Source organism: Streptomyces sp. NPDC101118, assembly GCF_044759445.1.
Taxonomy (GTDB): Bacteria; Actinomycetota; Actinomycetes; order Streptomycetales; family Streptomycetaceae; genus Streptomyces.
The window spans coordinates 202,884-224,422 of sequence record NZ_JBIVZG010000007.1; the positions used below are offsets into that span (position 1 = coordinate 202,884).

A 21,539-nucleotide genomic window follows, 5' to 3' on the forward strand; every position below is an offset into this window, starting at 1 on the left:
TCTAACGGTCCGTCAGAAACCGCGGGAAGGGTCGGGACGTGGGGAACTTCTTGGCAGGCAAGGTCGTCGCCGTCACGGGCGCGGGCCGGGGCATCGGCAGGGCCGTGGCACTCGCCGCGGCGGCCGAGGGCGCCCGGGTCGTCGTCAACGACTACGGCGTGTCCATCGAGGGCGGCGAGCCCACCAGCGAGATCGCCGAGGAGGTGGTCAAGGAGATCACCGCGGCCGGCGGCGAGGCCGTCGCGGTCGCCGACGACATCTCCACCATGGCCGGCGGCCAGCGCATCGTCGACACCGCGCTCGCCGAGTACGGGCGCATCGACGGCGTCGTCTGCGTCGCCGGCATCCTGCGCGAGCGGATGCTCTTCAACATGTCCGAGGAGGAGTGGGACCCGGTCGTCGCCACCCACCTCAAGGGCACCTTCACGGTCTTCCGCGCCGCCTCCGCCGTCATGCGCAGGCAGGGCTCCGGCACCCTCATCGGCTTCACCAGCGGCAACCACCAGGGCTCCGTCGCCCAGGCCAACTACTCGGCGGCCAAGGGCGGCATCATCTCCCTGGTCCGCTCCGCCGCCCTCGGGCTGCACAAGTACGGGGTCACCGCCAACGCCGTCGCGCCGGTCGCCCGGACCCGGATGTCCGCCAACGTCCCCATGGAGCTGAAGGAGATCGGCGAGCCCGAGGACGTGGCGGCGCTCGTCACCTACCTGCTCAGCGACCGGGCCAGGGCCGAGAACATCACCGGGCAGGTCTACACGATCGCCGGACCCAAGATCGCCGTCTGGGCGCAGCCGCGCGAACTGCGCGCCGGGTACGCCGAGGGGACCTGGACCCCCGAGAAGATCGCCGACTTCCTGCCGGGGACCGTCGGCACCGACCCGATGCCCATGCTCGCCCAGCTGGAGGCGATGGCCAGGGCGGCGGCCGCCAAGGACCGCCCCAACGCCTAGAGGGGGGCAGCTCGTGGACTTCGGCTTCGGACCGGCGGACGAGGAGTTCCGCACCCGGGCCCGGGAGTGGCTCGGCGCGCACCTGGTCGGCCCGTACACCGCCGCCGTGGGCCTGGGCGGCCCCGGCAGCGAGCACGAGGGCGTCGCCGGACGCCGCGCCTGGGAGCGCGAGCTGGGCCGCGGCGGCTGGATCGGCCTCGGCTGGGAGTCGGGGGAGTACGGGCAGCAGCGGGCCTCCCTCACCCAGCAGGTGGTGTGGGCCGAGGAGTACGCCCGCGTCCGCGCCCCCGGCCGCGTCGGCCACATCGGCGAGAACCTCCTCGCCCCCACCCTGATCGCGTACGGCACGCAGGAGCAGCGCGACCGCTTCCTGCCCGCCGTCGCCCGCGGCGACGAGCTGTGGTGCCAGGGCTACAGCGAGCCCGGGGCCGGCTCCGACCTCGCGGCCCTGCGCACCGCGGCGGTGCGCGACGGCGCCGGCTGGCGGGTCACCGGCCAGAAGATCTGGACCTCGCTGGCCCAGGACGCCGACTGGTGCTTCGTCCTGGCCCGCACCGAGCCCGGATCGAAGCGCCACCACGGGCTGTCGTTCCTGCTGGTGCCGATGGACCAGCCGGGCCGCGTCGAGGTGCGGCCGATCCGCCAGATGTCCGGCACCAGCGAGTTCAACGAGGTCTTCTTCGACGGGGCCGCGGCCACCGAGGTGGTGGGCGGCGAGGGCAACGGCTGGCAGGTGGCCATGGGCCTCCTCGCGCTGGAGCGGGGCGTCTCCACGCTCGTCCAGCAGATCGGCTTCGCCGCCGAGCTCGACCGCGTCCTGGCCGCCTTCCTCGCCGGGCCCGGCGCGGACGACCCGGTGCTGCGGGACCGGCTGGTCCGGCAGTGGGCCGAGCTGAAGACGATGCGGTGGAACGCGCTGCGCACCCTCGGCGGCTCCGGCGACGAGGGCGCCCCCAGCGTGGCGAAGCTGTTGTGGGGCGGCTGGCACAAGCGGCTGGGCGAGCTGGCCGTGGCGGTACGGGGCGCCGCCGGCGCCGTCGGCCCGTACGACTGGTCGGCGGAGCGCCCGTACGAACTCGACGAGGAGCAGCGGCTGTTCCTCTTCACCCGCGCAGACACCATCTACGGCGGCTCGGACGAGATCCAGCGCAACATCATCGCCGAGCGCGTGCTCGGCCTGCCCAGGGAGCCCAAGGAGGCGGCACGGTGAGAGGTGTGGTGTTCGACGGCAAGCAGGTCCAGGTGGTCGACGACCTGGAGGTGCGCGACCCGGGACCGGGCGAGGTGCTGGTCGCGGTGAAGGCGGCGGGGCTGTGCCACAGCGACCTGTCGGTGATCGACGGGACCATCCCCTTCCCGCCGCCGGTGGTGCTCGGGCACGAGGGCGCGGGCGTGGTGGAGGCCGTGGGGGCGGGCGTGACGCACGTGGTGCCCGGCGACCACGTCTCGCTGTCCACCCTCGCCAACTGCGGTGCCTGCGCGGAGTGCGACCGGGGGCGGCCCACGATGTGCCGCAAGGCGATCGGGATGCCGGGGCAGCCGTTCTCGCGGGGCGGGCGGCCGCTGTTCCAGTTCGCGTCCAACTCCGCCTTCGCGGAGCGGACCGTCGTGAAGGCCGTGCAGGCCGTGAAGATCCCGGAGGAGGTGCCGCTGACCTCGGCGGCGCTCATCGGCTGCGGGGTGCTGACCGGCGTCGGGGCGGTGCTGAACCGGGCGAAGGTGGACCGCGGCGAGTCGGTGGTGGTCATCGGGACCGGCGGCATCGGGCTGAACGTCATCCAGGGCGCCCGGATCGCGGGGGCCAGCACGATCGTGGCGGTGGACGCCAACCCGGCGAAGGAGGCGGTGGCCCGGCAGTTCGGCGCCACGCACTTCATCGACGCCTCGGCGGTCAAGGACACCGTGGAGGCGGTCAAGGGCGTCCTGCCGGCCGGCGCCGACCACGCCTTCGAGTGCGTGGGCAACGTGAAGCTGATCCGGCAGGCCGTGGACCTGCTGGACCGGCACGGCCAGGCGGTCCTGCTCGGGGTGCCGGGCTTCGCGGACGAGGCCTCGTTCCAGGTCTCCTCGCTGTACCTGGACAAGTCGATCCTGGGCTGCCGGTACGGGTCCTCGCGCCCGCAGCGGGACATCGCGCTGTACGCGAAGCTCTACCGGGAGGGCCGGCTGCTGCTGGACGAGCTGGTGACCCGTACGTACCCGGTCGAGGACTTCGCCCTCGCCGCGGAGGACGCGCACGCGGGCCGCGTGGCCCGGGGGGTGCTGACCTTCTGACGCGGGTCCTGGCGTACCGCTGCTGAGCGGCCGGCCCTCCGGGGCCGGCCGCTCAGGCCGTGAAGCGGCCGAACCTGCCCTGGTGGAAGAGGAGCGGGTCGCCCTCGCCCGGGGCGCCGAGGGCCTCGACGCGGCCCACGACGATGAGGTGGTCGCCGCCGGTGTGCACGGCGTGGATCCGGCAGTCGATCCAGGCCGGTACGTCGGCCAGTTGCGGCGAGCCGGTCACCGGGGCGGGCCTGTGGGTGACGCCGGCGAACTTGTCGGCCCCGCTGACGGCGAAGGAGCGGCACAGCTCGCCCTGCCGGGCACCCAGGATGTTCACGCAGAACACCCCGGCGCGGGCGATGCGGGGCCAGGTGGTCGACGTACGGGCCACCATGAACGTGACCAGCGGGGGGTCCAGGGAGAGCGAGGCGAAGGACTGGCAGGCGAAGCCGGCCGGGCCTTCCTCGCCCTCGGCGGCGGGGGCGGTGATGACCGTGACGCCGCTCGCGAAGTGCCCGAGCACGGCCCGGAACTCGCCCGCCCCGACGGGCGTCCGCTCGTCGTCGGCCACTGCGCGCAGCTCGGGGCGGGGGTGCGGGTCCACGGCCGTGGGGGTGCCGGTGTTCCTGAGGTAGCGGATGACGGTGGCCGCCATCCCTGCGTGTCCCATCATGGACCGATTGAACCTGACGGCTCGTCAGATTGGAACCCCGGTGGAGGGGTGGCGGGGCGTCGGCGGGGCGTCGGCGGAGTGTCGACGGAGTCCGGCGGGGGCCTTGAATGCGTTCAGGAACTCGCTTGAACGTGTTCAACGGCGAGGTGTACGCTCCTCGCGGGAACTTGAACATGTTCAAGGCGGTGTCCGGGGCAGCGCTCCGGCCGGGGGTGGGTGGGCTGTGGAGCTGCAGGAAGCACTGGCAGGGCCGGCCGTGGCGGCGCGCGCCGGCGGGCAGCGGGTGCTGTGGGACGGGAGGGCGCTGACGGCCGCATCACTCGTCTCCACGGTGCAGGTGGCGCTGGTCTGGCACACCTGGGCCCTCGATGTGGTGACGGTCTCCGACGAGTACGGCCGTGATCCCGGCTACCTCGCGGACATGATGGTCCTTGCGGCTGCGGTGGTGCTCGGCCCGCTCGTGGCACTGGGGGCGGGCCTGGTCCTGGGTGCGTGCGGGGCGATGCTCGCCGCGTCGCTCGGCCGCCTGCCGGCCGCGCGGATCGGCGGACCCCGGGTGGTCTGGACGGCAGTCGCGGTCGCCGCGGTGGCCGCCGCGGCGGCCGTGCCCCTCAGGGGGCTCGGCGCCTCGTTCCCGGTCCTCTGGGGCTGGGCCGCGGGGATGCTCGCGGTGCCGGTCCTGGCGGCGGAACTCTTCGCGGACGGCCGGCGCCTGCGCGGGCTGGCCGTAGTGGGGGCGATGCTGCTCGTGCTGCCGTTCCAGGGCTGGGCCGCGTCGCTCACCTTCGAGGACTACCGGTCGCCGGAGCTGTCCCCGAAGGACTACGCGGGACTGTGGACCGGCGAGGGCGGGTCGGCCCTCCTGCTGCAGCCTGAGGGGCGCGCCGAATTCACCTCGCTCGCGTACGCCGACGGCCTCGCCGAGGGCGCTTGTACGGGCGAGGGCACGTGGGAGTACCGGGAGCCGCGCGAACGGCAGCGGGAAGGCGTGGCCCTCTCCGCCCCCGGTTGCCCGGAGATGCCGGTGAACGGCTGGGAGATCGCCGGCACCGCCGAACAGCCCGAACTGTTCCTGCTGGTCGGGGACCCGGACGACGGGGACGTCCGGGTGCTGCGCAAGAACCCGGCGGTCGCGCGATGAGCGGGGAGGGGGAAGGGGTGGGGGAGGGGGAGCGGGCGGCCCTGTTCGGGTGCCGGTCGCTGCGGAACGGGGCGGCCGTCGCGGCCGCGCAGTTCACCGTGCTGGGCCTCGGGTACGCCGTGTGGTCCTGGGGCCGGTACGGGCTGCCCGAGTACGGGGCCGACCTGGCCTGCCCGTTCCTCGTCGTACCGGTGGCCGCCGCGGTCTTCGGCACGCTCCAGGCGGTCTTCCTGACCGGCCCGGCCGTGCTGACCGGGCAGTACCTGGCCGGACGGCTGCCGGGTCCCGGCGCCCTGTGGCGGCTGCTGCCGCTGCCGCTGGTCGCGGGGGTCGTGGCGGGGCTGCTCTGCCGCGACCAGGGCCCGTACCTGCCGGACTTCGGCGTGGTGTGGGCGTGCGTGACGGCACTGGGACTGCTGCCGGCGCTGGCAGCGGGAGTCCTCGAACGCCGTGCCGCGGAGAGGGCGGAGAGGGCGGAGAAGGGGGTACGCGCATGATGTTCGGAGGCGGTGACGGATGGCAGGTGCTGGTCTTCCTGCCACCCCTGCTGTGGTTCCTGGGCGGGCCCTTCATCATGCTCGCGACGGGGGTGTGGTGCGCCCGCCGGCCCGGCTGGAAGCCACGGCTGTGGTCGGTGCTGCTGCCGGCGGAGCCGGTGCTCGCGCTGCTGGTCGTGTTCCTGGTGCGGCTGCAGGACCCGGACTCGCGGTGGTGGGACGACTTCAGCGGCTACCTGCTCTGGTACGTCGGGGTGATCACGGCACTGCCGTGGCTGCTCGGCTGGGGCATCACCCGCATCGTCGGCGCGGTACGGGCCCCGCGCGCCCGGCGCCTGGCCGAGCTTGCGGCGCTGGAGGCGGAGGAGGCTGCCGCCGCCGGCCCCGGGGGAGGGACAGCAGGGGCGGGGCCGGCCGAGAAGGCGGCCGAGTAGGCCGGTAGGGGGAGCCGAGTCGGCTGGCCGACCGGGCGGCCCACCTCCGCCGACGCTTCTCGGGCTCGACTCGTCGCCATGGCCTGGCCCGAAGCCGGGCCGGGAGCCGGCATCCGATACCTGCGCGCCCGCATTCCCCCCGCCCCCCTCGGCCGCCACTCCCCTTGGCAGGGCCTGGTGGGTCGTGTGGTGTGTGGGGGAGGTGCTTGAGGCGTCGTGGCAGGCTGGTCCGGAGGCAGGCCCGGGCCTGGGGTGGCCGAAGGCCAGGGCGAAGCCCCAAAGCCCCAGGGGTGGGCCTGCCGCAGGGCCTGCAGGCCACGACGGGTCAAGCACCGAGGGGACCCACACACCACACGACCCACCACCGAAGCTCCGGCGAGCGGCACCCGAAGCTCCGGCGGCCCGAACAGCCCGAAGCTGCAGCTGGCCACCCGGCCACCGCGGCCCCTACAGCCCCCGGTATTTCGGGGTGCGGCGTTCCACGAAGCTGGCCACGCCCTCGTTCGCGTCGGCGGTGGACATGTTCAGTTCCTGGGCCACGGCCTCGGCCGCCAGGGCCGTCGAACGGTCCGTGTCCAGAGAGGCGTTGACCAGCTGCTTCGTCAGGGCCAGGGCGCGAGTCGGGCCCTGGGCCAGGCGCTCGGCCCAGCCGCGGGCCAGGGACTCCAGTTCCGCGTCCGGGACCACCCGGTTCACCAGGCCCAGGCGCAGCGCCTCGGCAGCCGGGACCGAGTCGCCGAAGAACATCAGTTCCTTGGCCCGCTGCGGGCCGACCAGCCGGGGCAGCAGGTACGCGCCCGCCCCGTCCGGCACCAGCCCCCGGCGCACGAACACCTCGATGAACCGCGCCGACTCGGCCGCCAGCACCAGGTCGCAGGCGAGGGCCAGGTGCGCGCCGATGCCCGCGGCCGTTCCGTTCACCGCCGCGATCACCGGCTTCTCGCAGTCCAGTACGGCCGTGATGAACCGCTGCGCGCCCTGCCGGATCATCCGGGCGACGTCCCCCACGACCCGCTCGCCGGCGGCCGGCGAGCCGCGCAGGTCCGCACCGGCGCAGAAGCCCTTGCCGGTGGCGGTGACCACCACGGCCCGGACGGCCGGGTCCGCCGAGGCCTCGGCCAGCAGGGCCATGACGCGTTCCCGCTGGTCCCAGGTGACCGCGTTCATCGCGGCCGGCCGGTTCAGCGTGATCCAAGAGACGCCGTTCTCCAGCCGGTGGAGTACGTCCGGCTCCTTGGCCTCCGGGCTCACCGGCTCCTCCGCCGCCCCGCTCACCGGCACACCGCCAGCGCGTCAAGCGCCACCGCGCCCTGCCCGCGGGGCAGCACCATCAGTGGGTTGATGTCCAGCTCCGACAGCTCGTCCCCCAGCTCCAGCGCCATCCGCTGCACCCGCAGCACCACCTCCACCAGCGCGTCCACGTCCACCGGCGGCGCGCCCCGCACCCCCTCCAGCAGCGCATGTCCGCGCAGTTCGCGCAGCATCGCCCGGGCCTGGTCCTCCCCGAAGGGCGGCACCCGTACCGCCGCGTCGTGCAGCACCTCCACCAGCACGCCGCCGAGTCCCACCGTCACGGTCGGCCCGAAGAGCTGGTCCTGCGTGACGCCGACGACCATCTCCACGCCCCGCTCCACCATCTGGCACACGAGGATGCCGTCGAGCGGGATGTCCTCGTACCGCGCGATGTCCGTCAGCTCCCGGTACGCGTCCCGGATCTGGCTCGCCGAGGTGAGCCCCACCTTGACCAGGCCCAGCTCCGTCTTGTGCGCGAGCTGCGGGCCGGACGCCTTCATCACCACCGGGTAGCCCACCAGCCCGGCCGCGCGCACCGCCGCCGCCGCGCTCGTCACCAGCTGCTCGCGGGGCACCCGTATCCCGTACGCCCTGAGCAGTTGCTTCGCCGCGTGCTCGCTCAGCTGCTGGCCCGGCCGCATCAGCGCCTGCGCCTTGCGGTACGAGGGCGAGGGCGTGCGCGGCGCGTCCTCGAAGGGCGAGCGGTAGCCGCTGGTGAACCGGTGGTGGTCCAGGTAGGCGCGGACCGCCGTGATGCAGTTGCCGAAGGTGCGGAAGGTCGCCACCCGCGACGAGCCCAGCAGGGTGGTCCGGTACGCCTCCTCCGTGCCCACGGGCGAGCCCCACACCACGCAGACCAGCTTGTCCGTCTGCTCGGCGGCGTCCACCAGGTCCTGCGCCAGCCGGTCGCTCATGGGCGGGAACGGCCCGGTGATCGGACAGATCAGCACTCCGACGGACGGGTCCGCCAGGATCGCGTCGATGATCTTCCGGCCGCGCCAGTCGCCCACCGGGTGGCCGCCGTTGTCGACGGGGTTCGCGACGTTCAGGTACTCCGGGATCCACTGGTGCAGCTCGTCCTGCTTGGCCCCGGAGAGCGTGGGCAGGTGCAGGCCGGCCTCCGTCGCCAGGTCGGAGAAGTGCGCGCCCGTTCCGCCGGAGATCGAGTAGACGACCACGCCGTCGGCCTTCGGCTTCCTGGCCCGCGCCAGGAGGGCGGCGGTGTCCTGGAGTTCGTCGAGACCGTCCACCCGGATCACGCCGAACTGCCGCATCGCCGCGTCCACCACCGTGTCCGCGCCCGTCAGCTTGCCGGTGTGGGACGCCGCCATCCGCGCACCGGTCTCCGTACGGCCCACCTTGACCGCGACCACCGGCACGCCGTTGCGGGCGGCCCGGTCGGCGGCGAGCAGGAAGGAGCGGCCGTCCTTGAGGCCCTCGACGTAGCAGGCGATCGCGCCGACCTCCGGGCGCTCGGCGAAGTACGAGATGAAGTCCGAGGTCTCCAGGTCCGCCTCGTTGCCCGTCGGCGCCCAGTGGGAGAGCCGGATGCCCAGCTCCTGGAGGGTGTAGACGGGGCGGCCCTGGTGGCCGGACTGGGTGATCAGGGCGATGGCCGGGCCTTCGAGGTCCTCGCGGAACTCCTCGAAGGCGTTGAGGTTGGTGTTCGGGCCAAGCAGGCGCAGGCCGGAGCGCCGGACCGCGGCCGCCAGCCGCGCCTGCGCGGCCGCGCCCTCGTCCCCGGTCTCCGCGAAGCCGGACGCGAACGCGACCGCGAACTTCACCTTCGCCTCGGCGAGTTCCTCGATCACCGGCAGTGGGTCGCCGACCAGCAGCACGGCCAGGTCTACCTGCTCGGGCAGGTCGGCCACGGACGCGTGGCAGGGGATGCCGAAGACGGTCTCCCGCGTGGGGTGTACGGGGTGCAGCCGTGCCCCGACGCGTCCGGCCCAGGCGATGAGCTGGCGGGTGATGCCGGTGTTGGGTCTGCCCTCGGCGTCGGACGCACCGATGACGGCCACGGACTCGGGCCGGAAGAACCGGTCGAGGTCGGGCACGTCGGCGTGCAGGGGGCGCCCGCTCACATCCAGGTCCGGTGCCCCCTCGGAGGGGGATCCGGCCGTGGAGTGGACGGCCCTGCGGGGGTGCTCCCCGCAGGCCTCGACACGGGCGCGGAAGTCGGTGGTGAGGGTGCCGTGAGTAGATCCAAGCATCGTTCCGCCCGCTCCTGCTCGATGACTCTCCAGGACTGACGCCATAGCTGACGCTTAGTCAGATTACTGAACTGACGGGCAGTCAGGAACAGGTTGCAGTGGCCGGATTTCCCGGCCCTGGCCGAAGAGGCGCGTACGGAGCCCCGCGGGAGGGGTGGGACGGGTGCCCGGGGACGGGGTGGAGCGGGTCCTCGGGGGTGCGACGCCGGCCCGCGGATGGGGTGGGACGGATGAGCGTGACGGGCGCGGGTACGTCGTACCCGCGCCCGCCCCGCATCACGCCCCGCGGACCGCGCCCAGCGGCAGCTTGGCCGAGACCGCGCCCGGAATCGGCTCGTCACCGGTGGTGGTGCCGGTGAACTTCAGCCGCCAGTACCCGGCGCCCCGCCCCGGCACGGTCTGCGTGAAGGCCTTGCCGTACGGGGTGCCGAAGCTGCTCACGGTGGTCCAGCCGGTCCTGCCGTTCGCCGAGAACTGCACCTTGACCTTGGCGGAGGCCGGCGGCAGGGCCGGGCCCTCGTACAGCGCGAGCTTGCCGGCGACGGTCACCTTGCCGTCGGAGCGCTGCCGGGCGCGGTAGTCCTCGAAGGCCGTCCGCGCGGTGGCCGTCACCTCGATCCGCTTCGCCATCGGATCCGGGTACACCCACGGGTTGGCCGGGAGCGCCGGGTCGAAGCCGACCATCCACGTCCCGTCCTCCAGCACCTTCCGGCTCAGCGAGAACCGGCCCTTGGAGTCCGTCTTCACCACCTGGAGGCGCTGCTGCGGCGCGCACCCGGCGGTGGGGCAGTAGCCGGTGCTGACCAGCACGGAGATCCCCGGCACGGTCACCAGCTCCGGCTCGTCGGCACCCTTCCAGGCCTTCCGCACGACCGTCCCGGTGACCTTGGCCGTCGAGCCGTGGCGCGCGGTCAGCTCCGCGGCCGAGTCGAGGCGGATCTCCGGGTAGCGGTTGCTCGACCAGACCTTGCCCGAGGCGCTGACCGTCTGCTCCGCGGGCACGCTGCGGTACGAGACCGTGAACTCGGTCGAGGTCTCGGTGCCCGCGAAGGCGTGCGGCAGCACGAAGCGCCCGTCGGCACCGGTCTTCACCGGCTCCGCCGGCAGGGCGTCCCCGGTGAAGTCCACCTTCACCGCGGTCCCGGGCAGCGGCACCTCCTGGCCGTCGCGCGGGTCCGTGGCGGTCAGCCGCCCCTTCACGGCGGTGCGCAGGGAGTCCAGGGACACCGAGCCGCCGACCGGTCCCACCTCGGAGAGCCAGGGCCTGACCTGGTACGTGAGCCGCCCCAGGTCCTTCCTGAGCACCGGTACGCCCCGGGCGTCCTGGTACTCCAGGTCCAGGGCGTAGTTGCCGAGCTCCGCGAGCTTCAGGGCCGCCGACTGCAGCGGCAGCACCTTCCCGGCCACCGTCTTCCCGCCGTACGGGAACTCCGTCACCGTCGCGAGCCGGGTGTCGCTCCCCGGCATGCGCACGTGCACCGCGAGACCGGCCGGGCGCGGCGCGCCGCCGAGGTCCACGGTCACCCCGTTCCAGCCGAGGCTGGTGCCGAGCACGACCCGTGCGTACGGGTCCTCCGCGGCCGCCCCGAAGGCTGCCCCGGCGGCTCCGGGCACGGGCGCCGCCAGGGCGGCCGGCGCGGCGAGCGCGGTGGTGGTGGCCAGTACGACGGCCGCGGTGCCGAGGCCGGTGGCCGCGGCGCGGGTCAGGCGCGCGGGCAGGCCGAAGCTGAACGTCATGTTCCCCCCATGTTCGATCTTGCAGGGGAGCTTATGGGTACGGATCCGGCCGGGTTACCGGCGGGTCGCGGAAGTGCCCGCTCCACCCCGGGCGCGGGCCAGCGCCTTCGCGATCCGCTCCGCGTCGAGCGCCATCTCGCGGAACATGCCGCTGATCGGGTTCGTGTAACCGGTGAAGTACAGCCCCGGCGCCCCCGCGGGGGTCCGGGCGCCGTGCACCACCGGACGCCCCCGCTCGTCCAGCACCCCGAGGTGCCCGACCAGCCCTTCCAGCGCCCGGCCGTACCCGGTGGCCGCGACGACCACGTCCGGCGTCACCCGGCTGCCGTCCGCCAGCACCACCTCGGCACCCTCGAACGACGCCACGGCCGCCACGGGCTCCACCCGCCGCTCCCGCACCGCGTCGATCAGCCCCACGTCCTGCACGGGGATCGCCCCTTCGCGGACCCGGGTGTACAGCCCGGTGTCCGGGCGCGGGAGCCCGTACTCCGACAGGTCGGGCACCGACAGCTTCCCGACCGCCGCGCCCAGCCGGTCGACCAGCCGCACCGGCAGCCGCCGGCACAGGATCCCGGTGCGCTGGGCCGGCCAGCCCAGGGTGGAGCGGCGCACGATGTGCGGGGCGGTGCGCACCGCCAGCCGCACGCGCCCGGCCCCGCCCGCGGCGAGGTCGACGGCTATCTCGGCGCCGGTGTTGCCGACGCCGACCACGAGCACGTCGAGCCCTTCGTACGGGCCCGGGTTCCGGTACTCGCTCGCGTGCAGCAGCTTGCCGGTGAAGGTGTCCGCGCCCGGCCAGTCCGGCAGTCGGGGGGTGTGGTTGAAGCCGGTGGCGACGACCACGGCGGAGGCGGCGAGCTCCCGTCCGCCGGTGGCGTGCAGCACCCAGCCCGCGCCGTCCTCGGCGGGGTCGACGCGGGTCACCTCGACGCCGGTGACGAGCTCCAGCTCGTGGTGCTCGGCGTACTTCTCCAGGTACCGGACCACGTTGTCGCGGGCCACCCACCGGCCGAACCTGCGGGGCATCGCCAGCCCCGGCAGCGCGGAGAGCCGCCGGGTGGTGTGCAGCCGCAGCCGGTCGTAGTGGCGGCGCCAGGAGGCGCCCACGGCGTCGGACTTCTCGACGACCACGGCCCGTACGCCCCGGGCGCGCAGCGCCGCGGCGGCGGCGAGCCCGCTGGGCCCGGCGCCGATGACGTACACGGGGCGGGGTTCGGTGTGGTTCTCGAGGGGGGTGGTGTCCAGCATGAGCTGTGAGCGTATCGGCACACAGCGTTGATGGGTCTCGGTCAAGGCGGGATCCGGTTGCGAATCGATCACGGCACCGGGGTCTTGTGCGGAACGGGTCCGATCCGCTGAACTGACGTACCGTCAGATACGTGCGTGTGGGTGAGGGAGGTGGACGGGCGATGCGGACCATCCTGCTCGGCGGGGCCGAGTGGGTCGCCGTGCTCCGGATAGGCCTCGGCCTGTGGTGGCTGGAGAGCTGGCGGCACAAGGACAAGAAGGGCTGGTTCGAGCGCGGCACCGGCATCGCGTGGGCGGCGGACGTCGCGAACAAGCACCGCTGGCCGTTCGTGAAGACCGGCTTCGCGAAGGTCGTACAACCCCGCCCGCGGCTGATGGCGTACGTCGTCGTCTACGCCGAACTCGCCCTGGGGCTGGGTCTGGTGGCCGGCTTCCTCACGCCGGTCGCGCTGATCGGCGGCCTGCTGCTCAACCTGCTCTACCTGGTGCTGATGATCCACGACTGGGCCGAGCAGGGGCAGAACGCCATGATGGCGCTGATCTCCCTCGTCGCGCTGTTCACCATGAGCTGGCAGGCCTGGTCGCTCGACCACACGATGGGACTCTTCCTGTGACCGCCGCCGCGCCCGCGCCCCGCTTCGACCTGCCCGACGTGGACGCCTTCACCCGGCCCTGGTGGGAGGCCGCCGCTCAGGGGCGGCTGCTGCTGCGCCGGTGCGGCAGCTGTGGGCGGGCGCACCACTACCCGCGGGAATTCTGCCCGCACTGCTGGAGCGAGACGGTGGACTGGGAGCCCGCGAGCGGCCGCGCCACGCTCTACACCTGGTCCGTCGTGTACCGCAACGACCTGCCGCCCTTCGGCTCCCGGGTGCCGTACGTCGCCGCCGTGGCCGACCTCGCGGAGGGCCCCCGCATGATGACAGAGGTGATCGACTGCGCGGCGGACGGCCTGCGCGTCGGCATGCCGCTGGAGCTCGCCTTCCGGGTGGAGACGGACGGGATCCACGTCCCGGTCTTCCGCCCGGCGCGCGCCTGACCGGGGGCCGTGGCGCGGTCGGCGCGGCGAGAGGGCGGGGCCCCGGCCGGTGCTCCCCGGCCGGTGCTCCTCGGCCGGTACTCCCGGGCCGGTACTCCCGGGCCGGTACTCCCAGGCCGGGACTCCCGGGCCGCGGGCCTCAGGGCCAGAGCAGCTCGCGTACCCAGGCGCCGCCTCCGCCGTGGCCCGCGTCGTCGTCACGGCCCGCGTCGCCGTCGGCGCCCGCGTCGTAGCGGCGGTAGCGGAGCCGGACGTGGCGGCGCTGGGCGTCGCCCTGGAAGAACTCCACCTCGCGCGGCTCCAGCACGTACAGCGTCCAGCTGGGGGCGGGCGCGTCGGGCTCGGAGCCGGCCCGCTCCCAGGCGGCCGACGAGGCGGCGTACAGCTCGTCCAGGGACCCCAGCACCTCGCTCTGCCGCCCGGTGAGCGCGGCGGCGAGCGCCCCGCGCGACCGTACGGCGAGACTCGCGCGGGCCTCCTCGGCGCCGCCGGTCACCACCCGGCCCCGCACCCGAACCTGCCGCCCCACCGCCGGCCAGTAGAAGCCGAGCGCGGCCTCGGGCCGGCCCGCCAGCTGACGCCCCTTTGCGCTGCCGGAGTGCGAGGCGAAGTGCCAGCCGCGCTCGTCGGCGTCGTGCAGCATCAGCGTCCGCACGTCCGGCCGTCCCTCGCCGTCGGCCGTCGCGAGGGACATGGTGTGCGGCTCGGCCTGGCCGGCCGTGACGGCGTGCGCGAACCACTCGTGGAACAGCCCCAGCGGCTCCGCGGGAGCCCGGTCGACGTCGAAGGCGGGCAGCTCGGTGTCCCAGACGCGCAGGGAGTGCAGCGCCTTGCGGAATTCCTCGGCGGTGGTCGTCATGGCCCCATCCTCCCAGCACACAAACACGATTGACGGGCGCGGGCCCGGCCGGGTTGGCTGCCCGCCATGGACCAGCTGCGGATCGTGCGGCCGGTGGGCGACGAGATGCTCGACCACTGGCGGCACGTACACAACACGATCATCCCGACCCACCTGCTGTCCCTGGTGGACGTGCGGGAACGGGCCGGGCGCCACCACCTCGACGTGGCGTACCTGGGCGACGAGCCGGTGGGCAACACGACGGTCCGCCCCCCGGACGAGAACCCCGACGCGGCCATGGTCATCGCCCGCGTCCTCCCGGCGCACCGCGGACGCGGCCACGGCCGGACCCTCTACGAGCACGCCCTGACGACGGCCCGCGCCATGGGGGTCACCCAGGTCGAGACGGTGGTCCTGGAGACCAACAGGTCGGGCCTGGCCTTCGCCCTGGCCCGGGGCTTCGAGGAGTTCGACCGCTACGTCCTGGACGGCGACGAGATCGCGTACGTGGAACTGCGCCGCGCATTGCCGTAATCGCTGCCGACCCCGAAAACAATCGAATAAGCAATCAACCGGGTCCCGAACGCTCGGGTCGTGACATAAGCCGATCACTACTGAATATTCATATCGAATGATCAGTGAGCATGGCTACGGTGCGGTCAGCGAGTTGGCATATGCGACAACGGCTGATTGCAGGGGCATGGCAGAAATCGACGCACCGGCGCCACGTCGGAATCCATCGAGGGTGACGGGGCTCGACCTGGCCAGGGCGCTCACCGAGGCGTCACGCGACCGGCTCTCCGGAGAACTGCTGGTCTCCGGAGAGCCCGGCGGCTCCTTCCACCTCCGCAGTGGCGCACTCCTGGAGGTGGCCTCCCCGGGCGCCCCGGGCGTCGAGACCCTTCTCCTGCGCTCGGGCCGGGTGAGCGAGGCCGAGTGGGCGTCCGTCACCCGCTCCGCGGCCGGTGACGGCCGCCTCGGAACCGCGCTGATCGCCCAGGACCTGGTCGGCAGCGCCGAGTTACAGCTGATGTGCACGATGGCCGCCCTGGACGGCGCGCTGGCCGTCGGGATGGGCCGCATCAACGGCTTCACCCTCGACCGCGACGCGGACACCTGCCGCCTCGCCGCCCCCGCCGGCATCGAACCGGAATGGCTGGTGGAGGAGGCGGGCCGGCGGATCCGCGTGCTCAGCGCCCTGGGCCAGTGCCCCTCCCCGTTCCGCACCCGCATCGCCCGCACTGCCGCGGGCTCGGCCCGGCTCGCCGGCCCGGCCACCGGCGAACGCAGGGAGATCCTGCTACGCGCCAACGGCCGCCGCAGCGTCCGGGACATCGCCTTCCTGCTCGGCCGGAGCCTGTACGCCGTCACCGTCGAGGTCTCCCGACTGCTGGACGAAGGCCTCCTCGAAACGGTGCCCCGGACCGACCAGCCGACGACACCCCCGCCCCCCGCACCTCCGCCCCCGGGCCAGCCCTCAGGCCGGCCCGGCCACGCCCGGCTCCCACAACGCCGCCCCGGCGCGAGCGGCATCGGCGACGTACTGCCGCTGCGCCCCGTGACCGGGCCCTGGGAGCCCCCACCGGCGTTCCTCGCCAGGTACCGGGCGCTCGGCGGCACCCGCTGGGCCCACGAACAGGCAACACGCAGCGCGACAGGAGAAACGTGACCACCAGGAATGCCCAGCTCGCCACGGAGATGCGGGAACTGCGGGACCGCGTCGTGGGCGTCACCGACGTCGTGGTGGCGTCCGCCGACGGTCTGCTGATCACCGCGGAGACCGACGACACCGCGGACGCGGAGAGCCTGGCCGCACTCACCGCAGCGGCCGTCAGCCTCGCCCGCCGCGCCGGCGCCATGACCAGCAAGGGGCTGCTGCACCACACCGTGTCGCGCTTCACCGGCGGCTACCTGGTCGCCCACCCCGTCGGCGACATGGCCCTGATCGGCGTACTGGGCGACACGGGCCTGGACGTCCGCCGCCTCCACACCGAGACCCAGGCCACCCTCCAACGCCTGACGGCGCTGCTGACGGCGCCGGAGGGGCCGGAGGGGCCGGAGAGGCCGGAGGCACCGGAGGCGCCGGAGGCGCCGACGGGCACGTGACGCGGCCGGCAACGCCCCGGGAATCCCACCACCACACTGCATCGCCACGCTTCACCCCACTTCACCCAGCTTCCTCTCACTTCCTCTCACTTCCTCACACTTCACTTCACCTCACCAAGGAGCACGCACGATGAGCACCCCGACACCCCACGGGGGTCCGAGCATGGCCGAACAGGTCGCGACCCTGGTCAAGAGGCTGCGTGCGGAGGTTCCCGACTGCGTGGCCGCGGGGGTCATCGACATGTCGACCGGCATGCTGCTGTCCGTCGAGACCGTCGACTCCCACCCGGCGGAAGTCCTCGACATGCTGGCCGCCGCGACGCTCGAACTCTTCCAGGGCCGCAATGTCGTGATGATCGAGGGCATCTTCAAGGAGCGCCGCGGCATCGTCAGCGACCGCCACTACTTCCAGGAGATCCTGGTCAACAGTGACAACCTGGCCCACCTCTTCCTGCGCATCGACAGCACCGACGAAGTGGTGGCGGTCGTCGTCTGCCGCAAGACCGTGAACGTGGGCATGCTCTTCGCCCAGGCCCGCCGAGTCCTCCGCGAACACGGCCAGCTCTGAGCGCTGGGTGGGCGGTGTCGAGGAGGTGGGCGGGGACCGGTACCACCTGGGCCGGTGTGGGGGAGGTGGCCGGAGGAGCGGTAGCTCCCGGGCCGGTCTCAGGGAAGTGGACGTATCTGGGGCCGTCCGCCGACCGAGGGTTTCCGGGCCGGGGCACCCTGTCAAGGGCGCTCCGCTGCGCTCCGCGTCGCCTTCGGCGATTCCACTTCGTTCCACCCTTGACAGGGCACCCCGGCCCGGAAGGCAAAGACCTCGGCGGACAACCCCAGGAAAGACGCCCTGGCCACTCCTCATGCATTCCGGTACCGGGTGCGTGACACGGTGCCGGGGTGCAGCCCCGCCCCACGGGGCGGACGCGTCCCCGTCCGTAGGCCCACCGGCCGTCTCAGCGGCCTCCGGGCCGCCTGTGCCCCTTCACAAGCCGCCAACGATCGCTACGCGCTCCTGCCGGCTCGGCGGCAGACAGCCGTCTTGGGCCGGGAAGGAACGTGAGAAGGACGGGCGTCGGGGATGACCCGGATCCAGTGTCCATTTCCCGCAACTGGCGGGCGGGACGGCCCGTCGGCCGTCCCGCGAGAGCCGCACGCGGCCGTCGTGGGCGGCTCTTGTCTCACCACGACCGGCCGGGCGGACGCTGAGACGTGAAAAGCGCCTACCCATCGCTGGCGGCCTATGTCCCACCACGACGGGCCGGTCATCGCGTGGCGGGAGAAGCACATGCGATCGCTGGCGGCCTATGTCCGGCCCCAGACGGCCGTCGGTCGCCGTGAGGCAGGAGCGCGTAGCGATCGTGGGCGGCTTATGAAGGGGCACGGGCGGCCCGGAAGTCGCTGAGATGGGCGGAGGGCCTACGGACGCTGACGCGTCCGCCCCATGGGGCGGGGGCCCACCCCGGCTCCGGGCACCCGGTGCCGACTCCGGGCTCCCGGCCGGTGCCTGGGTGGCGGAGCCACCGGGCACGCCCCCATCGCCACTGGCCGGCCCTGGGCTTTGCCCCCTGACCGTCCCTCCTGGAGCCTCCCGCCACTCGTCGTACCCCCGGGGCGGGGTGGGCAGTCAAGGGTGGAACGAAGTGGAATCGCCGCAGGCGACGCGGAGCGCAGCGGAGCGCCCTTGACGGCCCGCCCCGCCCCGGAAACACCCTCAAGTGGCGGGTGGCTCCAGGACCCACCCACAACACCGGCCCACTGCGGATGCACCCGGCTCATGCCATGCCGCGGACGTGTGTGGGACCCCCCGGCCCACCCCGATGCTGCTCGACGGCGGTGGGTGGGCAACTCGGGCTCGTCGGGTGCCGAGTGCGGGGACTCGTACCCGTACCCGTACCCCGCCCCCGACCCTCACCCGACCCCTACCCCCTCCCCAGCAGCACCGTCCCCGACGAGCAGAACCACCCCCCGGTACCCGAGGCCACCGCCACCTCCGGCAGGCGGCCGCCGGACTTGCGGACTTGGCCCTCGCCCGCACCGCCCCGCAGCTGGCGGACCGCCTCCACGATCAGGAACAGGCCCCGCATCCCCGGATGGCAGGCCGAGAGGCCGCCGCCGTCGGTGTTGACCGGCAGTTCGCCGTCCCGGAGCAGCCGGCCCTTCTCCACGAAGGCGCCGCCCTCGCCCTTCGCGCAGAAGCCCAGGTCCTCCAGCGTCACCAGGGTCATGTACGTGAAGGCGTCGTAGATCTGCGCTACGTCGACGTCCGCGGGGCGCAGCCCCGCCCGTTCGAAGGCCAGCCGCCCCGAGACGGCGGCCGGCGAGACCGTGAAGTCCTCCCACTCCGACATCGTGGTGTGCGAGACGGACGTGCCCGTGCCCAGGATCCACACCGGGGCCTTCGCGGTGTCCGGTACGTAGTCCTCGGCCGCCAGCAGTACCGCGCAGCCGCCGTCGGAGCGGATGCAGCAGTGCAGTTTCGTGAACGGGTCCGCGATCATGTCGCCGCCCAGCACCTCGTCCACGGTGATCGGGGTGCGGAACATCGCGTCCGGGTTGGTGGCGGCGTTGGCTCGGGCCTGGACGGCCACCGAGGCGAGCTGTTCCAGCGTCGTGCCGTACTCGTGCATGTGCCGGCGCGCGGCCATCGCGTACTTGGCGACCAGGGTGTGCCCGTAGGGGACCTCGAACTGCAAGGGGCCGCGCGCCCCGAAGGAGAGGTTCGACGTTCGGCGGCGGGCCTTGATGTCGGCGCGGGCCGTGGAGCCGTAGACCAGCAGGACGGCGTTGGCGTGCCCGGCCGCGATGGCGTCCGCCGCGTGGGCCGCCATGACCTCCCAGGTCGCGCCGCCGACCGAGGTGGAGTCCACCCAGGTCGGCCGCAGCCCCAGGTACTCGGCGACCTCGACCGGCGCCAGGGTGCCCAGCCCGGCCGACGCGAAGCCGTCGATGACCGAGCGGTCGAGCCCCGAGTCGGCCAGGGCGCGGCGGGCGGCCTGTGCGTGCAGCGCGTACGGGGTGGCCTCGTTGACCCGGCCGCAGTCGGAGAGGGCGACGCCGACGACGGCGACCCTGCGTCGGCCAGGGGCGGACCGGCCGGCGGACGGCCCCGCGGCAACGGACGGCTGCGTGGTGGTGGATGACGACATGAATCTGACGGTACATCAGATAGTGGCCCCCGCGGCAGGAGTCCGACGCTCCCGCACTCTGTGCATCCGCGCCCGCCCGCCCTAATATGACGCGCCGTCAGATACGGGGAGGAGCCCGCCGATGGATGCCGCCTTCACCGCGGAACAGGACGAGATCCGCCGCACCTTGAGGGAGCTGCTGGGCAAGCGCAGCGGACCCGACGAGGTCAAGGCCGCCGTACGCACCCCAGCCGGATACGACCGCGAGCTGTGGCAGCAGCTCGCCCGGCAGCTCGGCCTGCCGGGTCTCGCCCTCCCCGAGGACCGGGGCGGCGTCGGCTGCACCCTCGCCGACCTCGCCCTCGCCTGTGAGGAGACCGGCCGCGCGCTGACCCCCTCGCCGCTGCTGGCCACCTCCGTGCTCGCCGCCCCCCTGGTCGCGGCCCTCGGCACCCCCGCCCAGCAGGCGGAGCTGCTGCCCCGCATCGCGGGCGGGGAGCTGACCGCCACCCTCGTGGTGCCGGGCGCCGCACTCTCCACAGCCCTCGCTCTGACCTGCGACAACGCCCCCGGCGGCTGGGCCGGCGGCGGCCGTGCCGGCGGCATCCAGGCGCGGGTGGACATGGAGGCGGGCGGCTGGCTGCTCTACGGCGAGGCCGCCCAGGTGCTCGACGGGCACAGCGCGGAGCTGCTGGTCGTGGCCGCGCACACGGGCGGCTTCGCCCGCAGCCGGGCGCAGCTGTTCCTGGTACGGGCGGACGCGCCCGGACTGGTGCGGTCCCGGCAGACCGTGCTGGACGAGACCCGCCCGCAGGGCCGCGTACAACTGCGCGACACACCGGCCGAGTTGCTTGGCGCGGACGATCAGACGGAGATCTGCGCCGCGCTCGCCGCCGCCGGGCTCGGGGCCGCGGCCGTGCTGGCCGCTGAGGCGGCCGGGGCCGCCGCGCAGGCACTGGCCAGGACCGTCGAGTACGTGCAGGCGCGCGAGCAGTTCGGCCGGCCCGTCGGCTCGTTCCAGGCGGTCAAGCACCGGCTCGCCGACGTGTACGTACAGCTCCAGGCGGCCCGCTCGGCCGCGTACTACGCCGCCTGGGACCCGGGGCAGGGCGGCCTGGCCCTCGCCCAGGCGCTGGAGGCGCTGCGCACCGCGGCCGCCGAGGCCGTCCAGCTGCACGGCGGCATCGGCTTCACCTGGGAGCACGACGCGCACCTGTACTTCAAGCGGGCCGCGGCCGACGAGCTGCTCTTCGGCCCCGTCCACCGGCTGCGCGCGTACGCCGCACAGCGCGCCGGCCTGTTCGCCCCTGCCGGATCCGCTTCCGGAGCCGCGCCCGGAGCCGTGCCCGGAACCGCCCCCGGCACCCCAGCCGGAACCGCCCCCGGAACCGCCCCCGGAACCCCCGCCACGACAGAAGAGAGGGTGGCCGTCTGATGCCTCCCGGTGTCCGCCTGATGCAGAAGGTTTCCTCGACCCGTGCCTTCGCGAAGATCGCCCCGCACTTCATCCCCGCCATGGACCGCGCCGTCCACAGGCTCACCCGCGGCAAGGTGATGCTCAGCGCCCAGATGCTGCCCGGCGTGATCCTCACCGCCAAGGGGGCCAAGTCCGGGCAGCCGCGCACCACGCCGCTCGCGTGCATGCCGGAGGAGGCGGCCGGGACCTGGATCCTGATCGGCTCCAACTTCGGCCGTCCGGGGCATCCCGCCTGGACCGGCAACCTCCTCAAGCACCCTGATGCGGAGGTGAGTTGGCAGGGCAAGGACATCGCGGTGCGCGCCCGGCTGCTGGCGGGCGAGGAGCGGGCGGAGGCGTGGCAGGCGGTGCTGAGGTTCTGGCCGCCGTACGCGACGTACCAGGCCAGGATCGAGCGCGAGATCCGGCTCTTCCGCCTGGAACGGCGCTGACCGGAGCGGGCACGCGCCGCGGCCTCCGCGCACCCCGCCCGAGGGTGGCGTCGTCGGCCGTCGGCACCCGCACGCGGC

The 21,539-nt window shown here is 73.7% G+C and carries 21 protein-coding genes; 14 read left to right on the forward strand and 7 right to left on the reverse strand.

Going from position 1 to position 21,539, the window contains the following annotated elements; all coding sequences use genetic code 11:
• The first annotated feature begins 38 nt into the window (after positions 1–38).
• Genes ACIQUQ_RS14985 through ACIQUQ_RS14995 form a run of 3 tightly spaced genes read left to right on the forward strand, consistent with a single transcriptional unit; the run spans position 39 to position 3,224 of the window.
• Positions 39–950: an SDR family oxidoreductase gene (locus ACIQUQ_RS14985; protein WP_403975472.1), complete on the forward strand. Its 912-nt coding sequence runs from the start codon at positions 39–41 to the stop codon at positions 948–950.
• Between the two features lie 13 nt (positions 951–963).
• Entirely contained in the window at positions 964–2,160 is a 1,197-nt protein-coding gene (locus ACIQUQ_RS14990; RefSeq protein ID WP_403975475.1) for an acyl-CoA dehydrogenase family protein, read from the forward strand.
• Positions 2,157–3,224: a Zn-dependent alcohol dehydrogenase gene (locus ACIQUQ_RS14995; RefSeq protein WP_403975478.1), complete on the forward strand. Its 1,068-nt coding sequence runs from the start codon at positions 2,157–2,159 to the stop codon at positions 3,222–3,224. The genes ACIQUQ_RS14990 and ACIQUQ_RS14995 overlap by 4 nt, the downstream gene beginning before the upstream one ends.
• Positions 3,225–3,276: 52 nt before the next feature.
• Here the strand turns inward: ACIQUQ_RS14995 and ACIQUQ_RS15000 are convergent, their stop codons facing one another.
• Positions 3,277–3,882 (reverse strand): flavin reductase family protein, encoded by a 606-nt coding sequence (locus ACIQUQ_RS15000; RefSeq protein ID WP_403975673.1) that lies wholly within the window; start codon positions 3,880–3,882, stop codon positions 3,277–3,279.
• 226 nt (positions 3,883–4,108) lie between these two features.
• Here ACIQUQ_RS15000 and ACIQUQ_RS15005 point away from each other — a divergent pair, with 226 nt between their 5' ends.
• From ACIQUQ_RS15005 to ACIQUQ_RS15015, 3 genes are read left to right on the forward strand one after another with little or no spacing between them, the layout of a single operon-like run.
• A complete protein-coding gene (locus ACIQUQ_RS15005; protein ID WP_403975480.1) occupies positions 4,109–5,026 on the forward strand; it encodes a hypothetical protein in 918 nt (305 codons plus the stop codon).
• A 17-nt stretch (positions 5,027–5,043) separates the two neighbouring features.
• On the forward strand, positions 5,044–5,523 hold the full coding sequence (locus tag ACIQUQ_RS15010; protein ID WP_403975483.1) for a hypothetical protein: 480 nt from the start codon (positions 5,044–5,046) through the stop codon (positions 5,521–5,523).
• The gene (locus tag ACIQUQ_RS15015; protein WP_403975485.1) at positions 5,520–5,957 is read left to right on the forward strand and encodes a hypothetical protein; all 438 of its coding nucleotides are present in this window, start codon (positions 5,520–5,522) and stop codon (positions 5,955–5,957) included. Before ACIQUQ_RS15010 ends, ACIQUQ_RS15015 begins: the two co-directional genes overlap by 4 nt.
• A gap of 447 nt (positions 5,958–6,404) precedes the next feature.
• Here ACIQUQ_RS15015 and ACIQUQ_RS15020 read toward each other — a convergent pair whose 3' ends face one another.
• The 4 genes from ACIQUQ_RS15020 to ACIQUQ_RS15035 all read right to left on the reverse strand — a co-directional run bounded on the left by ACIQUQ_RS15020 (position 6,405) and on the right by ACIQUQ_RS15035 (position 12,448).
• Positions 6,405–7,232, reverse strand: a complete 828-nt coding sequence (locus ACIQUQ_RS15020; RefSeq protein ID WP_403975487.1) for an enoyl-CoA hydratase/isomerase family protein — start codon at positions 7,230–7,232, stop codon at positions 6,405–6,407.
• Entirely contained in the window at positions 7,229–9,463 is a 2,235-nt protein-coding gene (locus ACIQUQ_RS15025) for an acetate--CoA ligase family protein (protein ID WP_403975489.1), read from the reverse strand. Before ACIQUQ_RS15025 ends, ACIQUQ_RS15020 begins: the two co-directional genes overlap by 4 nt.
• 276 nt (positions 9,464–9,739) lie before the next feature.
• Positions 9,740–11,200: a hypothetical protein gene (locus ACIQUQ_RS15030; RefSeq protein ID WP_403975491.1), complete on the reverse strand. Its 1,461-nt coding sequence runs from the start codon at positions 11,198–11,200 to the stop codon at positions 9,740–9,742.
• A gap of 54 nt (positions 11,201–11,254) precedes the next feature.
• The gene (locus ACIQUQ_RS15035) at positions 11,255–12,448 is read right to left on the reverse strand and encodes a flavin-containing monooxygenase (protein ID WP_403975493.1); all 1,194 of its coding nucleotides are present in this window, start codon (positions 12,446–12,448) and stop codon (positions 11,255–11,257) included.
• A gap of 161 nt (positions 12,449–12,609) precedes the next feature.
• On the opposite strand from ACIQUQ_RS15035, the gene ACIQUQ_RS15040 reads away from it, so the two are divergent.
• On the forward strand, positions 12,610–13,062 hold the full coding sequence (locus ACIQUQ_RS15040; RefSeq protein WP_403975496.1) for a DoxX family protein: 453 nt from the start codon (positions 12,610–12,612) through the stop codon (positions 13,060–13,062).
• Positions 13,059–13,484 (forward strand): Zn-ribbon domain-containing OB-fold protein, encoded by a 426-nt coding sequence (locus ACIQUQ_RS15045; protein ID WP_403975498.1) that lies wholly within the window; start codon positions 13,059–13,061, stop codon positions 13,482–13,484. The genes ACIQUQ_RS15040 and ACIQUQ_RS15045 overlap by 4 nt, the downstream gene beginning before the upstream one ends.
• Positions 13,485–13,623: 139 nt before the next feature.
• Here ACIQUQ_RS15045 and ACIQUQ_RS15050 read toward each other — a convergent pair whose 3' ends face one another.
• Complete coding sequence (locus ACIQUQ_RS15050) at positions 13,624–14,343, reverse strand: pyridoxal 5'-phosphate synthase (RefSeq protein WP_403975500.1); 720 nt, start codon at positions 14,341–14,343, stop codon at positions 13,624–13,626.
• Positions 14,344–14,409: 66 nt separating this feature from the next.
• Here ACIQUQ_RS15050 and ACIQUQ_RS15055 point away from each other — a divergent pair, with 66 nt between their 5' ends.
• From ACIQUQ_RS15055 to ACIQUQ_RS15070, 4 genes are all read left to right on the forward strand, one after another.
• Positions 14,410–14,856, forward strand: coding sequence for a GNAT family N-acetyltransferase (locus tag ACIQUQ_RS15055; protein WP_403975503.1), 447 nt, complete (start codon positions 14,410–14,412; stop codon positions 14,854–14,856).
• Between the two features lie 211 nt (positions 14,857–15,067).
• Positions 15,068–15,991: a MarR family transcriptional regulator gene (locus ACIQUQ_RS15060; RefSeq protein WP_403975506.1), complete on the forward strand. Its 924-nt coding sequence runs from the start codon at positions 15,068–15,070 to the stop codon at positions 15,989–15,991.
• Positions 15,988–16,428 (forward strand): roadblock/LC7 domain-containing protein, encoded by a 441-nt coding sequence (locus ACIQUQ_RS15065; protein ID WP_403975508.1) that lies wholly within the window; start codon positions 15,988–15,990, stop codon positions 16,426–16,428. The genes ACIQUQ_RS15060 and ACIQUQ_RS15065 overlap by 4 nt, the downstream gene beginning before the upstream one ends.
• 130 nt (positions 16,429–16,558) lie before the next feature.
• The gene (locus ACIQUQ_RS15070; RefSeq protein WP_403975511.1) at positions 16,559–16,996 is read left to right on the forward strand and encodes a hypothetical protein; all 438 of its coding nucleotides are present in this window, start codon (positions 16,559–16,561) and stop codon (positions 16,994–16,996) included.
• Positions 16,997–18,347: 1,351 nt separating this feature from the next.
• Here ACIQUQ_RS15070 and ACIQUQ_RS15075 read toward each other — a convergent pair.
• Complete coding sequence (locus tag ACIQUQ_RS15075) at positions 18,348–19,574, reverse strand: thiolase C-terminal domain-containing protein (protein ID WP_403975514.1); 1,227 nt, start codon at positions 19,572–19,574, stop codon at positions 18,348–18,350.
• Positions 19,575–19,695: 121 nt separating this feature from the next.
• Between ACIQUQ_RS15075 and ACIQUQ_RS15080 the strand changes: the two genes are divergently transcribed.
• Positions 19,696–20,988 (forward strand): acyl-CoA dehydrogenase family protein, encoded by a 1,293-nt coding sequence (locus ACIQUQ_RS15080; RefSeq protein ID WP_403975516.1) that lies wholly within the window; start codon positions 19,696–19,698, stop codon positions 20,986–20,988.
• Complete coding sequence (locus ACIQUQ_RS15085; RefSeq protein ID WP_403975519.1) at positions 20,988–21,461, forward strand: nitroreductase family deazaflavin-dependent oxidoreductase; 474 nt, start codon at positions 20,988–20,990, stop codon at positions 21,459–21,461. Before ACIQUQ_RS15080 ends, ACIQUQ_RS15085 begins: the two co-directional genes overlap by 1 nt.
• Positions 21,462–21,539 lie beyond the last annotated feature (78 nt).

Excerpts from the sequence above, each read along its gene's own strand:
- ACIQUQ_RS15000 (WP_403975673.1), bottom strand. The coding sequence starts at position 3,882 with ATGGGACACGCAGGGATGGCGGCCACCGTCATCCGCTACCTCAGGAAC.
- ACIQUQ_RS15015 (WP_403975485.1), top strand. The coding sequence starts at position 5,520 with ATGATGTTCGGAGGCGGTGACGGATGGCAGGTGCTGGTCTTCCTGCCA.
- ACIQUQ_RS15025 (WP_403975489.1), bottom strand. The coding sequence starts at position 9,463 with ATGCTTGGATCTACTCACGGCACCCTCACCACCGACTTCCGCGCCCGT.
- ACIQUQ_RS15030 (WP_403975491.1), bottom strand. The coding sequence starts at position 11,200 with ATGACGTTCAGCTTCGGCCTGCCCGCGCGCCTGACCCGCGCCGCGGCC.
- ACIQUQ_RS15035 (WP_403975493.1), bottom strand. The coding sequence starts at position 12,448 with ATGCTGGACACCACCCCCCTCGAGAACCACACCGAACCCCGCCCCGTG.
- ACIQUQ_RS15040 (WP_403975496.1), top strand. The coding sequence starts at position 12,610 with ATGCGGACCATCCTGCTCGGCGGGGCCGAGTGGGTCGCCGTGCTCCGG.
- ACIQUQ_RS15050 (WP_403975500.1), bottom strand. The coding sequence starts at position 14,343 with ATGACGACCACCGCCGAGGAATTCCGCAAGGCGCTGCACTCCCTGCGC.
- ACIQUQ_RS15055 (WP_403975503.1), top strand. The coding sequence starts at position 14,410 with ATGGACCAGCTGCGGATCGTGCGGCCGGTGGGCGACGAGATGCTCGAC.
- ACIQUQ_RS15070 (WP_403975511.1), top strand. The coding sequence starts at position 16,559 with ATGAGCACCCCGACACCCCACGGGGGTCCGAGCATGGCCGAACAGGTC.
- ACIQUQ_RS15075 (WP_403975514.1), bottom strand. The coding sequence starts at position 19,574 with ATGTCGTCATCCACCACCACGCAGCCGTCCGTTGCCGCGGGGCCGTCC.
- ACIQUQ_RS15080 (WP_403975516.1), top strand. The coding sequence starts at position 19,696 with ATGGATGCCGCCTTCACCGCGGAACAGGACGAGATCCGCCGCACCTTG.
- ACIQUQ_RS15085 (WP_403975519.1), top strand. The coding sequence starts at position 20,988 with ATGCCTCCCGGTGTCCGCCTGATGCAGAAGGTTTCCTCGACCCGTGCC.